We start from the raw sequence: 12,435 nt of genomic DNA on the forward strand, positions 1-12,435 counted from the left end.
GTGGCGCCTCGACCGGGGGCGCGGGGCCTCACAGCAGGTGGGCCGCGTCGGCGAGGACCGCCGGCAGCCGGCGGGCCAGCACCCCGGCCGGGCCCTCGGCGCTCTCCATCGCCAGCGCCCGCCGCACCACCGCGGCCGAGGGGGCGTCGCTCCCCGCCGCGGTGACCAGGCAGGTCATGAACTGCTCGACGAGCCAGTCGCGCAGTTCCCCGGCCGAGGGCCGCTTGCCCTCGTCCAGCCAGATCAGGGAGGCCGCCTCCACCGAGGTGATCCACATCCGGACCGTCATCCGCAGCCGGGGGCTGGGCTCGGGGACGTCGAGGTGGTCGAGGATGTGCTCGGCGGCGGCCCGGCGCACCCCGTCGACGATCGCCGTCGTCCGCGAGGTCTCCACCACGCTGCCGCCCTGGAGCAGCGCGCTGAACCCGGCGTCGTGGCCGTCGACGAAGGCCAGGTAGCGGTCCAGGGCGCGGCCGAGGCGCTGGGTGAGCGGGCCCACGGCCGGTTCGGCGAAGCACTGCTCCAGCTCCTCGGCGGCCGAGCGCAGCGCGGCCTCGTAGAGCTGCTGCTTGCCGCCGGGGAAGTAGCGGTAGACCAGCGGCCGGGAGACACCGGCCGCCTCGGCCACGTCGTCGAGGGAGACGTCCTCGGGCACCCGCTGCGCGAAGAGCGAGAGCGCGGCCGTCAGCAGCTGGCGGCGCCGCTCCTCGACGCTGAGCCGGCGGTACGCGCGCGGCGCACGGGTCGTCGGTGCGGCCTCGGAGGTCATGGTGCCGAGCGTAACCCGGGGCGGCCCCGCACCTCCCGGGCGCTCGCGGCCGCACGCGCGTGCGGCCGTGCCTACGCCAGCAGTCCCGAGGACCTCCACAGCCGCCGGCCGACGCCCCGCAGCACGCCGATGTCGTCGAGGAAGTCCGTCAGCCGCTTGGAGCCCGTCTGCATGACCTCCTTGCGGTGGCCGCTCGCCTTCACCTGGGCCATCGCCTCCCGCCGGTCCAGACCGACGTTGGTGTACACCTCGGGGTTGACGAAGGCGACGGAGAAGACGCGGGCGAACTCGCCGGAGGTGACCCGGGTGAACTCCTGCGACCAGCGCGGCGCGGTCATCATCTGCCGGCGCAGCTCCTCACGGGCGTAGCGCACGTGCCGCGCCTCCTCGACCACGTGGATCCGCGTGACGCCCCGGATCAGCGGCTGGACCCGCTCGTCGGGGAAGGTGAGCCGCTGCATCCAGTCGAGGACCTCCTCGCCGAGCAGGGTCGCGGTGAAGGAACCGGGCGTGGTGGAGACCGTCTTGAACAGCCGGCCCAGGTTCTGGTGGATGCGGCTCACCGGGTACCAGGGCGTGCCGCCGCGCGAGATGAGCCGGGCGAACATCTTGGAGTGCCGGCACTCGTCCTCTATCTCGGTGAGCGCGTAGCGCACGTGGGCGCTCGTCGCCGCCTTGTCGTAGATGTGGCGGCACAGCAGCTGCATGAGGATGATCTCGAACCAGATGCCGAGCGAGGCGAGGGCCGCCGCCTCGTGCTGGGAGAGCAGGATGCGCTGCTCCTCGCTCATCCGCTTCCACAGCGGGGTGTCGTACAGCGACACCAGCTCCGGCGGCCAGAACCACTTGCCCTCCTCGAAGGGGGCCTCCCAGTCGAGCTCCTTGTCGGGGTCGAAGGAGTGCTTGGCGGAGGAGTCGAGCAGCCGCTTCGCCACCTGCTCCCGGTCCTTGAGCAGGCCGAGCGCGTCCCGCAGCACCTCGGCCTCCGTCACGGTCGTCATTCCTGTCCCACCTCTGCGTACGTGCGTACCTGCGTACGTGCGTCTGGAGTGCGCCTCGCCGCCCAGCGGGTACCCGGAGAGGGGTTACCGGTGGTTACGTGCGGCCCGACTCTTATGAGACTGCTTGTCAGCAAGGACGTCAATCCCCTGCGGCCACTTCCCTCGCACCCGCACACGGCCCCGGGCGCCGGACCAGGTGCCGCTCAGCGTTCGCGCGCCGCCCGGTCGCCGAGCACCGCCTCCATCACCGCGCGGGCGATCGGCGCCGCGTCCCCGCCCCCGCTGATCTCGCCCCGCCCGGCCCGCGCGTCCTCCACCACCACCGCGACCGCCACCGCCGGGGCCGGCGCGTCCTCGGCCCGCGCCCAGGAGATGAACCACGCGTACGGCGTCCCCGCGTTGCCCACACCGTGCTGCGCGGTGCCCGTCTTGCCGCCCACCACCGCCCCCGGGATCGCCGCGTTGGCGCCGGTGCCCTCCTCCACCACGCCCGTCATCAGCTCCCGCAGCCGCTCGGCCGTCTCCCGGCGCATCGCCCGGTGCAGGGTGCGCGGCCGGGCCGCGGACAGGGTGGTGCCGGCCGCCGTCGTGGTCCGCTCCACCAGGTACGGCACCGGGACCGAGCCGTCGCCCGCCACCGCCGAGGCGACCATCGCCATCTGCAGCGGGGTCGCCCGGGTGTCGAACTGCCCGATCGAGGACAGCGCGAGCTGCGCGCGGTCCCGCTTCGCCGCGGACGCCCCCGATGCCGCGAACGTCGACCGCGCCACCGCGAAGGGCACCCGCGGCCCCGGGGCGTCGAACCCGAAGGCGGCCGCCGTGCGGGACATCGCCTTCCAGCCCGTCTCCACCCCGAGCCGGGCGAACACCGTGTTGCAGGACCAGGTGAAGGCGTAGCGCAGGGAGGCGTCCGTGCAGCCCTCCACCTCGTTGGTCAGCCGGGTCCGGGTGCCCGGCAGGGTGTACGGGTCCGGGGAGTCCGTCGGCGCGTCCAGGTCCCCGGCCACGCCCGCGTCCAGCGCGGCGGCGGCCGTGACCACCTTGAACGTGGAGCCCGGGGGATAGGTCTGCCCGACCGCCCGGTTGAGCATCGGCCGGTCCGGGTCGCCGTCCAGCCGCCGCCAGGCCCGCGCCGAGGCGGCGCCCGTGCCCGACAGCTCGCCCGGGTCGTACGAGGGCGCCGACACGAGCGCCAGGATGCGCCCCGTCACCGGGTCCAGGGCCGCCACCGCCCCGTGCCGCCCGGCCAGCCCCTCGTGGGCCGCGCGCTGGGCCTCCGGGTCGATCGTCGTGACCACCGTGCCGCCGGTGCCGCGGGCGCGGGTGAGGCCGGACAGCAGGGGGAGCGCGGCGAGGCCCGGATCGGTGCCGGCCAGCAGCCCGTCCCGGGCGTGTTCGAGGAGCGTGCTGCCGTACACCTGCGAGGCGAAGCCCGTCACCGGGGCGTACAGCGGCCCGTCGGTGTAGGTCCGCGCGTAACGGAACAGCCCGCCGGTGTCGCGCGAGCCGGTCACCGGGCGGCCGCCGACCAGGATGTCCCCGCGCGGCTGACCCCAACGGGCGATGTCCGTGCGGCGGTTGGCCGGGTTGCCGGAGTACGTCTCGGACCGCACGAGCTGCACCCGCACCACGTTGACGAGCAGCGCCACCAGCAGCAGCGCGCACAGCAGCGCGGCGCGGCGGATGTACCGGGTCATGGTGCCGCCGTTCCGTCGTAGGAGGACGCGGCCGGGCCCGCCCCGGCCGCCGCCGCCTCGCCGCCGGGCGGGCGGGCGAGGTCGTCCTCGCGCTCGGCCGCGTCCCGGCGGGCGCGGTCGCTGAGCCGGACGAGCAGCGCGACGATGACCCAGTTGGTGACCAGCGAGGAGCCGCCCTGCGCCAGGAACGGCATCGCCATCCCGGTCAGCGGGATCAGCCCCGTCACCCCTCCCGCGATCACGAACACCTGCAGCGCGAGGATCGAGGCGAGGCCCACCGCCAGCAGCCGGCCGAAGGGGTCCCGCAGCGCGAGGCCCGCCCGGTAGCCCCGCTCCACCAGCAGCGCGTACAGCGCGAACACCGCGAGGAGCCCGGCGAGGCCCAGCTCCTCCCCGGCCGTGGCCAGGATGAAGTCCGACTTGGCGGCGAAGCCGATGAGGACCGAGTGCCCCTCGCCGAGCCCGGTGCCGAGCACCCCGCCCGCGGCGAAGGCGAACAGCGACTGGGCGAGCTGGCCCGGGCCCTGCCCCGCCTCGATGGAGGCGAAGGGGTGCAGCCAGTCCTCGACCCGCCCGTGCACGTGCGGCTCCAGCCGGCCCACGGCCACCGCGCCGGCCACCGCGAGCAGCAGCCCGGCCGCGACCCAGCCGGTGCGCCCGGTGGCCACGTACAGCAGCACCACGAACAGCCCGAAGAACAGCAGCGAGGTGCCGAGGTCCCGTTCCAGGACGAGCACGCCCACGCTGAGCAGCCAGATCGCCACGACCGGCCCGAGCACCCGCCCGGTGGGCACCCGCAGCAGCCACAGCCGGCGCCCGGAGTGGGCCAGCGCGTGCCCGTTGGCGGCGAGGTACCCGGCGAAGAACACGGCCAGCAGCACCTTGGCGAACTCGCCGGGCTGGAGGGAGAACCCGGCGAGGCGCACCCAGATCCGGGCGCCGTTCACCGCCGGGAAGAGGATCGGCGCGGTGAGCAGGGCGAGCGCCCCGAGGACGCACACGTACCCGTACCGGCGCAGCACCCGGTGGTCGTCCAGCGCCACGACCACCACGAGGAAGAGGGCGACGCCGAGGGCGGACCAGTTGAGCTGGGCGGGCGCGGCGGCCTCGCCCGGGGTCTCCAGGTCGAGCCGGTAGATGAGGACGAGCCCGAGCCCGTTCAGCAGCACGGCGATGGGCAGCAGCACCGGATCGGCGCCCGGCGCCCGGAACCGCACCGCCAGGTGTGCGAGCAGCGCCGGCACCGCGAGGCCCGCCCCGTACCCGGCGGCCCCCGGCGGCAGGGCCCCGTGCCGGGCGAGCCCGACCGCGCAGTACCCGTACACGGACAGCAGCACGGCGAGCCCCACGAGCGAGACCTCGACCCCACGCCTCCCGGTCTGCCTCATGGTCGCAACATACCGGGATCAAAGGTGCACAAGGTGCAAGCGGCCCCGGGAGGGCGGACGTCTTGCCCCCGCCGCGCACCGCCTGTTCCATGGAAGGAGGGGGTGAGCACCGCATGGACCCGCTCCGCGTCACACCGTCCCGCCACCGCACCCGGGACCGCCTCTACGTCCACCGTTCCGACGGCACCACCCTCGCCTGGTACGACCGCGACAGCGGGCACGTGAGCCTGCTGGACAGCGCCTCGCGGGACGCCGTCCTCCACTCGCTCACCCCCTTCCTCGCCGGCCCCGTCACCGTCGGACCGCCCCCCGCGCCCACCCCCGCCGACCTCGCCCGCCTCGCCCTCCACCCCGATGACGACCTCGCCCCCAACCGCCCCGGCGAGGCCCTCCTCGTCGCGCTGGACCGCGCGCCCGACCGTCGTACCGCCGCCCGCCTGCGCCCCGACCCCCGCCGCCGGGCCCTGACCGCCGAGCGGACGGTCGGCGGTCTCCTGGACGCCCTCGACGGCGCCGGCTGGCACGTCCTGCACTCCCTCCCGCTGCCCGGCGGCGACCGCATCCACCACCTGGCCGTCGGCCCCGGCGGCCTTCTGTGCGTGCACGCCCTGTACGCCCGCAAGCGGCGCGTCCTGGTCGCCGACCCGCAGGTCACCACCGGCCGCCACGAGGCCGAGCCGCTGCTGCGCCGGCTGCGCGCCGAGGCCCGCCGCGCCTCCTACGCCCTGACGGCCGAGGTCACCCCGCTGCTCGTGCTCGTCGCCCCCTCGCGTCTGGACGTCACCGCAGCGCCCCGCGACGGTCTGCGCGTCCTGTGCGACACGGAGCTGACCGGCGCCCTCACCCGCCTCGGCGGGGTCCTCAAACCGGCGGACGCCGAGTCCCTGTACGCCCTGGCCCGCGACCGCCACACCTGGACCCGGCTCTGACGCCCTCCCGGCTCAGGGCAGCACCCCCGCCCGCTCCGCGCCGAGCAGCGGCGCCATCAGATCGCCGTGCTCCCGCAGCCGCGGCACCAGGTCCCCGGCCCGGAGGGCGAGCGCCTCCGGCTCCCGGCAGCCGGCGACCTCCTCCCACGTCACCGGCGCCGAGACCATCGGCTCCTGGCGCGCCCGCAGCGTGTACGGGGCGGCCGTGGTCTTCTTCGCCGCGTTCTGGCTCCAGTCCACGAAGACCTTCCCCGGCCGCAGCGCGCGCGTCATGCGGTGCACGACCAGTTCCGGCATCGCCTTCTCCGCCTCCACCGCGAGCCGTTTGGCGTACTCCGTCGCCCGTTCGGACGGTACGGGGGCGAGCGCCGCCAGCAGGTGCAGCCCCTTGGATCCCGAGGTCTTCGCGTACGCCGCGAGACCGTCCGCGGCGAGCCGCTCGCGCAGCCAGAGCGCCACCTCGCAGCACTCCACGACCGTCGCGGGCGCCCCCGGGTCCAGATCGAGGACCAGCCGGTCCGCCTCGCCCGGCGCCCCGGCCCGCCACTGCGGGGTGTGGAACTCGGCCACCTGGTTCGCCGCCCACATCAGTGAGGGCAGGTCCTGCACGAGGACCTGCCGTGCCGGACCCTCGGAGCGGGGCACCTCGGCCGTGACGACCCACTCGGGGGTGCCCGGTGGCACGTTCTTGACGAAGAAGCGCTGGCCGTCCGGCCCGTCCGGATACCGCAGGAAGGACAGCGGGCGGTCGCGCAGATGGGGGAGCAGGACCTCGGCGGCGGTGGCGTAGTAGTGCAGCAGCTCGCCCTTGGTGAAGCCGGTCGCCGGGTACAGCACCTTCTCCAGATTGCTGAGCGCGAGCCGCCGCCCCTCCACCTCTGTCATCGGCGTCATAAGATGACAATCCCATGAAACCGGTACATATCCCCGGCTCGGTCGTCCCGGGCGGCAGTCCCGGGCAGTCGTCCTGAGCCCTCGTCCCGGAAGGAGGCCGTACGTGAGATCCATCTGGAACGGCGCCATATCCTTCGGCCTGGTCAGCATCCCGATCAAGCTGGTGAACGCCACCGAGAGCCACTCGGTCTCCTTCCGGCAGATCCACACGGAGGACGGCGGCCGCATCCGCTACCGCAAGGTCTGCGAGCTGGAGGACCGCGAGGTCACCTCCTCCGAGATCGGCAAGGGGTACGAGGACGCGGACGGCACCATCGTCCCGATCACCGACGAGGACCTGGCCCAGCTCCCGATCCCCACCACCCGCACCATCGAGATCGTCGCCTTCGTCCCGGCCGACCGGATCGACCCGCTCCAGCTCGGCGCCGCCTACTACCTCGGCGCGAACGGCGTCCCCGCCGCCAAGCCGTACACCCTGCTGCGGGAGGCGCTGAAGCGGAGCAACCGCGTGGCCATCGCGAAATACGCCCTCCGGGGCCGCGAGCGGCTCGGCATGCTCCGCGTGGTGGACGACGTCATCGCCATGCACGGCCTGCTGTGGCCGGACGAGATCCGTGCCCCCGAGGGCGTGGCGCCGGACGCGAACGTCACCGTCCGCGACAAGGAACTCGACCTGGCCGACGCCCTCATGGACACGCTGGGCGAGGTGGACCTCGACGACCTTCACGACGACTACCGCGAGGCCGTCGAGGAACTCATCGCGGCCAAGACCTCCGGCGAGGAACCCCGCGAGACGGCGGCCCCCGCCCGCAGCGGCAAGGTCCTCGACCTGATGGCGGCCCTGGAGAGCAGCGTCCGGGCGGCGCAGGAGTCCCGGGCGGGCGGCTCGGGGGGTGCCGGGGACGCCGGGGAGGCCGGTGACGCCGGGGACGCGGGGGACGCCGGGGAGACGGAGGAGGCCGAGCACGCGGAGGTCAGGGACCTCCGGAAGAAGAAGACCCCGGCGAAGAAGGCGGCCGGCGCGAAGAAGCCCGCCGCGGCCGGCGCCGCGAAGAAGACCGCGGCCAAGAAGCAGGCCGCCAAGAAGACGACGGCGAAGAAGTCCACCCCGCGCAGGCGCTCGGCGTGAGCCTCGGCGCGAGCGTCACCGGGCGGGGGGACTCGCCGCCGTTCAGCCCCACCTCCGCAGCGCCAGCACCGCGTTGTGCCCGCCGAAACCGAAGGAGTTGCTGAGCGCCACACCCCCCGGCCCCCCGAGCTCCCGCGGGGCGCCCCGCACCAGGTCCACCTCGATCGCCGCGTCCACGACCTCGCACCCCACGGTCGGCGGGATCAGCCCCTCCCGCAGGGTCAGCGCCGTCACCACCGCCTCCACTCCCCCCGCGGCCCCCTGGAGGTGCCCCACGTTCCCCTTGACCGCGGTCAACGGCACCGAGCCGCCCAGCACCGCCCGCAGCGCCCCGGCCTCGGCGAGGTCCCCCTCCACCGTCCCCGTCGCGTGCGCGTTGACGTGCACGACGTCCACCGCGTGCGCCCCCGCGTCCCGCAGCGCCCGCCGCAGCGCCAGCGCGACCCCGCTGCCGGTGGGGTCGGGCGCGGCGATGTGGTGGGCGTCCGCCGAGAGCCCCCACCCGGCGGCCTCGCAGTAGATCCGCGCGCCCCGGGCCCGCGCGTGCTCCTCCGCCTCCAGGAGCAGCACCCCCGCGCCCTCCCCGTTGACGAACCCGTCGCGGTCCTTGGCGAAGGGCCGCGACGGCGAGGTCCCCTCCTGGAGGCCGTGCGTGGACAGGGCCCGCATCGAGGCGAAGGAGGCCATGATCGCGGGCGTCACCACCGCCTCCGCGCCCCCGGCGAGGACCGCGTCCACGTGCCCGTACCGGATCCGGTCGACGGCCTGCCCGATGGCCTCCGTGCCGGAGGCGCACGCGCTGGTCACCGTGCGCGCCTCGCCGGTGATCCGCAGGTCGAGCGACACCTGGGAGGCGGCCTGCGAGGGCACGCACATCGGCGTGGTCAGCGGCGACACCGCGCGCGGCCCCTTCTCCCGCAGCGCCCGGTCGCCGCCGACGAGGACGGAGGCGTCGCCGAGTATCGCCCCGAGGGACACCCCGACCCGCTCCGGGTCGAGTCCGCTCTCCACGGTGCCGGCCTCGTCGAACCCGGCGTCCCGCCAGGCCTCCCGCGCGGCGAGCACCGCGAACTGGGCGGCGCGGTTCATGCGCCGGGCCCGGGTGCGGGGCAGCAGCGTCGCCGGGTCGAGGGGCACGGTCCCGGCGGTCCGCACCGGCAGCCCCGCGAACTCCTCGCCCTCCAGCTCGCCGATGCCGCAGCGCCCGTCGAGCAGGCCCTGCCACAGCGCGGGCACGCCGAGGCCGAGCGGGGTGATCGCCCCGAGCCCGGTGACCACGACCCGGCGCGGCACCACCGTGCCCGCCGAGCGCCGGGGGCGCGGATGGTGCCGCACGAGGCGGTCGGCGTGCGCGGCGTCCTCGGCCAGCCCTCGCAACTCCTCGTCGGACAACGGCTGTTCGGAGCGGTTCTCCAGGTCCCGGTACCAGCGGTCCCAGCGCCGTACCCAGGTCTCCTCCTCGGCGCGGGGGTCCACGGCCCGCAGGGTGGTGACGCGGTCGCCGTCCCGGAACTCCACGGCACGCAGATCGCTGGAGGTGACGACGGGGATGCGGTCGGCGTCCATGCGGCGGCACGCGACCGTCACCTCGCCGGAACGGGAGAGCGGTGCCTCGCGGTCCGTGCCGCCGAGCGGCGGGCGGAGGGTGACCCGGATCGTCTCCGGCGACTCCGGCACGGTGTGCGTCACCACGAACCAGCGGTCCTCGGCCACGTCCCGCTCGGAGAGGGCGAGCAGATCGCCGGGGACGACCTCGCCGCCGGTCACGGTGTGCGGCCGGAAGTAGGGGACGTGGGGGACGGAGCCGGTCTCGGGAGCGTTCTCGGTTGCGGGGGAGGCGGGGGAGCTGTCGGAGGCGGCGGTGCGGAACGAACGGCGTGGTGCGTCGTGCATGGGGAGGCTGCTTCCTGTGGCGTGGGTGGTGGCCGGCAGGGGGAACCGCCCTGCCGGGTACCCTCCTTCGCAGTGTGCCCGCCCGTCAGGACCGCCCGGTCTTCGGTACGCGGCCGCCACACGCCCAACTTCGGTGCTTTCCGGCCAAGTTCACGTCCGGGTGGCGCGAACGGTGTGCCAGATCTCACAATCCGGGCGAAAGGGATCTTGACGGAGCGTCGGTTTCTGTCGCCTCGGCCCCGCCCCCCCTGCCCGGCCGCCTCCCTCCGGTGGCACCCGGTCCGGCGACGGGTCTCAGCGTTCGCCCGGAGGGCCGGACGCGATGCGCATGCCCGGGCGGCGGCGGTGGACGGTGACGTAGGACAGGCCCTCGGGGCCCGCGGCGAGGCGGCGGGTCGAGCCGTGCGGCAGCCAGCACAGGGCGCCCTCGGTGAGCGGCACGGCGGCGGCGCTCCCGGGCGACTCGAGCCTGCCGTCCCCCGCGACGACGAGCAGCAGCACGTCGAGGTCCGGCTCCGTGTGGGTGTCGACCCCCTGGTCCGGCGGCAGGTGCACGAGGTTGGCGTCGAGTTGGCGTCCGGACTCGGCGAGCCGCCAGAGCGCGCCCGCCGGGGCGGAGGGCTGGGCGGCGAGCGCCCGGACGTCGCACAGCAGGCTCGGAACGGGGGCCGGGGCGGGTTCCTCGGCGGGGGTGGCCGGGTCGGGCTGTGCCTCGGGCATCGGGTTCCTCTCAATCCTCTCGGCGGTGGTCCGCCTTCCGGCGCTGTTCCGCCGCGTTTCTCGTGCGCCTCTGCCGCGCCTCCAGTGCGCCGAATTATTACATGTACGATTAGGAGAAACTCGGGAACCGAGGGCTCGGCGCTGAGGGCGGAGAGCGCAAGGGCGGAGGGAAGGATGGTCGCCGTGGTCACGCATCAGGAGGGTGCCCCGCTCTCCCCGCGCCGTCTTGCCGTGCTCGACGCCGTACGGGACGCGGGCGCCCCCGTAGGCATCGCCGAGGTCGCCGAACGGCTCGGCGTGCACCCCAACACGGTGCGCTTCCACCTCGACGCGCTGGTGACCCAGGGACGCGTGGAGCGCACGGTGGAGCAGCCCTCGGGGCCCGGCCGCCCGCGCACCGTGCACACCGTGCGGCACGGCATGGACCGGGGCGGCGCACGCCACTACCGGCTCCTCGCCCGGATGCTGGTCAGCCGGCTGGCGTCCACCGCTCCGGCCGCCGAGGCGGCGGCCGAGGCCACCGAGGCGGGCCGCGCCTGGGGCCGGCACCTGGTCGAACGGTTCCCCCCGGGGCGCCGCCCCACCGTGCGCGCGTCGGTGGCGCGGCTCACCGCCGTGCTCGACGAACTGGGCTTCGCCCCGCGAGCCGAGGGCGAGACCGACGGCCCCGCCGCGATCCGGCTGCGCCACTGCCCCTTCCTCGAACTCGCCGAGGAGTACCGCGGGGTCGTCTGCCCGCTCCACCTCGGCCTGATGCAGGGCGCCCTTGCCGAACTGGGCGCCCCCGTCGAGGCCACCCGCCTGGAACCGTTCGCGGAACCGGACACCTGCGTGGCACACCTGGCCCCCACCTGACCCGCCCTTCCGCCCCGCACCGCCCACCGTTGACGAAGGACAGCGAACGATGAACCCGACCTCCGCGGCCGTAGCAGGAGCCGTCACCTTCCTCTGGCTCGGCATGGTGCTGGCGATCTCCTTCCTGGAGGCGCCCCTGAAGTTCCGGGCGCCCGGAGTGACCGTCCCGGTCGGGCTCGGCATCGGCCGTATCGTCTTCCGCGCGCTCAACCTGGCCGAGGCCGTCCTGGCGGTCCTCGCGCTCGCGGCCGTGTCCGTGGGCGGCCCCCCGGCGGCGGTCCTCGTGCTCGGCGCCGTCGCCGCGGTGACGCTGGCCGGCCAACTGCTCTTCGTGAGGCCCCGGTTGAACCGGCGCTCCGACGCCGTGCTCGCCGGGGAGGACCCCGCCCTGCGCCGCTCCCGCGCCCACCTGTACTACGTCGCCCTGGAACTCGTGAAGGTGGCGGCGCTGCTCGCGCTGGGGTGCGCGGTCCTCGCGACGACCGCCTGAGCCGCCACGCGGTACCGGTCAGCCGCCGCGCCGGCCGCCCCCGGTGTTCCCGGCGGTCCCGGTGTTCCCGGTGTCCTTGTCGTCCGGGACGTCGTCCCGCACGTCGTCCCGCACGTCGTAGACCAGCAGTCCGTCCTCGCGCAGCCGGGCGCCGGGCGTGGGCCGGTGGGGGGTGAGCCGGCCGTCGTGCATGAGGTGGAACACCTCCACGCCCCGGGCGAGGACCGCGAAGTCCGCGACGATCCGGCGGTGGCAGCGCCACCACACCGACTCCGCGCACATCACGGCGGTGCGGGTCCTCGCGGACTCCCGCAGCAGCTCCTCCATCGCCGCGAGGAACGCCGGGTCCCGGGTGTAGCCGGCGTAACCGCGGAAGGAGGCGTTCTCCCAGAAGGTGTCGGGGGAGTCGGGCGCCGCCCGCCGGAAGCCGCCGAGCCGCTGCTCCCACCGGTAGCCGAGCCCCCTGCCCGGCAGCCACCGCGCGAGCGCGTCCCGCCCGGCGTCCGGATTGCGGCGACTGCCGGGGGCGGTGCGGACGTCCACCACCGCGCCCACCCGGGCACCGCCCAGCAGCCCGGCCAGCTCCTCCTCACCGGCGGTGCCGTGCCCGAAGGTGAGCAGGGGCTCCCGGGTCCCCTCCGCCGCGTCCGCCCGGCCGTCCACGTCCGCC

Annotated in this window: 12 protein-coding genes; 4 read left to right on the plus strand and 8 right to left on the minus strand. The window is 75.2% G+C overall.

Features of this window, described 5'->3' with window-relative positions; genetic code table 11:
- Positions 1–28: 28 nt before the first annotated feature.
- From OHB09_RS22370 to OHB09_RS22385, 4 genes are all read right to left on the minus strand, one after another.
- Complete coding sequence (locus tag OHB09_RS22370; RefSeq protein WP_328922430.1) at positions 29–769, minus strand: TetR/AcrR family transcriptional regulator; 741 nt, start codon at positions 767–769, stop codon at positions 29–31.
- Positions 770–840: 71 nt separating this feature from the next.
- Positions 841–1,770: an AurF N-oxygenase family protein gene (locus tag OHB09_RS22375; protein ID WP_191852258.1), complete on the minus strand. Its 930-nt coding sequence runs from the start codon at positions 1,768–1,770 to the stop codon at positions 841–843.
- 203 nt (positions 1,771–1,973) lie between these two features.
- Positions 1,974–3,467 carry a penicillin-binding transpeptidase domain-containing protein gene (locus OHB09_RS22380; RefSeq protein ID WP_328728486.1) on the minus strand — a complete coding sequence of 498 codons (1,494 nt, stop codon included), beginning with the start codon at positions 3,465–3,467 and terminating at the stop codon, positions 1,974–1,976.
- A complete protein-coding gene (locus tag OHB09_RS22385) occupies positions 3,464–4,855 on the minus strand; it encodes an FtsW/RodA/SpoVE family cell cycle protein (protein WP_050811281.1) in 1,392 nt (463 codons plus the stop codon). The genes OHB09_RS22380 and OHB09_RS22385 overlap by 4 nt, the downstream gene beginning before the upstream one ends.
- Before the next feature lie 113 nt (positions 4,856–4,968).
- On the opposite strand from OHB09_RS22385, the gene OHB09_RS22390 reads away from it, so the two are divergent.
- Positions 4,969–5,784 carry a nuclease-related domain-containing protein gene (locus OHB09_RS22390; RefSeq protein ID WP_328922431.1) on the plus strand — a complete coding sequence of 272 codons (816 nt, stop codon included), beginning with the start codon at positions 4,969–4,971 and terminating at the stop codon, positions 5,782–5,784.
- A gap of 12 nt (positions 5,785–5,796) precedes the next feature.
- Here OHB09_RS22390 and ligD read toward each other — a convergent pair whose 3' ends face one another.
- Positions 5,797–6,678, minus strand: coding sequence for a non-homologous end-joining DNA ligase (gene ligD / locus OHB09_RS22395; RefSeq protein WP_040896305.1), 882 nt, complete (start codon positions 6,676–6,678; stop codon positions 5,797–5,799).
- A gap of 103 nt (positions 6,679–6,781) precedes the next feature.
- Here ligD and ku point away from each other — a divergent pair, with 103 nt between their 5' ends.
- Positions 6,782–7,807 (plus strand): non-homologous end joining protein Ku, encoded by a 1,026-nt coding sequence (gene ku, locus OHB09_RS22400; protein WP_328918531.1) that lies wholly within the window; start codon positions 6,782–6,784, stop codon positions 7,805–7,807.
- A gap of 42 nt (positions 7,808–7,849) precedes the next feature.
- Here the strand turns inward: ku and OHB09_RS22405 are convergent, their stop codons facing one another.
- Together OHB09_RS22405 and OHB09_RS22410 are read right to left on the minus strand one after the other, a co-directional pair.
- Positions 7,850–9,700, minus strand: coding sequence for a beta-ketoacyl-[acyl-carrier-protein] synthase family protein (locus OHB09_RS22405; RefSeq protein WP_234525221.1), 1,851 nt, complete (start codon positions 9,698–9,700; stop codon positions 7,850–7,852).
- Between the two features lie 294 nt (positions 9,701–9,994).
- On the minus strand, positions 9,995–10,420 hold the full coding sequence (locus OHB09_RS22410; protein WP_319117936.1) for a cupin domain-containing protein: 426 nt from the start codon (positions 10,418–10,420) through the stop codon (positions 9,995–9,997).
- A gap of 174 nt (positions 10,421–10,594) precedes the next feature.
- On the opposite strand from OHB09_RS22410, the gene OHB09_RS22415 reads away from it, so the two are divergent.
- Together OHB09_RS22415 and OHB09_RS22420 are read left to right on the plus strand one after the other, a co-directional pair.
- Positions 10,595–11,275 (plus strand): helix-turn-helix transcriptional regulator, encoded by a 681-nt coding sequence (locus OHB09_RS22415; RefSeq protein ID WP_191852264.1) that lies wholly within the window; start codon positions 10,595–10,597, stop codon positions 11,273–11,275.
- Between the two features lie 49 nt (positions 11,276–11,324).
- Positions 11,325–11,765, plus strand: a complete 441-nt coding sequence (locus OHB09_RS22420; RefSeq protein ID WP_006142379.1) for a hypothetical protein — start codon at positions 11,325–11,327, stop codon at positions 11,763–11,765.
- 18 nt (positions 11,766–11,783) lie between these two features.
- On the opposite strand, the gene OHB09_RS22425 is transcribed toward OHB09_RS22420, so the two are convergent.
- The gene (locus OHB09_RS22425; RefSeq protein ID WP_006142380.1) at positions 11,784–12,428 is read right to left on the minus strand and encodes a DUF488 domain-containing protein; all 645 of its coding nucleotides are present in this window, start codon (positions 12,426–12,428) and stop codon (positions 11,784–11,786) included.
- Between the last annotated feature and the right edge of the window lie 7 nt (positions 12,429–12,435).

This window comes from Streptomyces griseoaurantiacus, assembly GCF_036189845.1.
GTDB classification, from domain to species: Bacteria; Actinomycetota; Actinomycetes; order Streptomycetales; family Streptomycetaceae; genus Streptomyces; species Streptomyces griseoaurantiacus.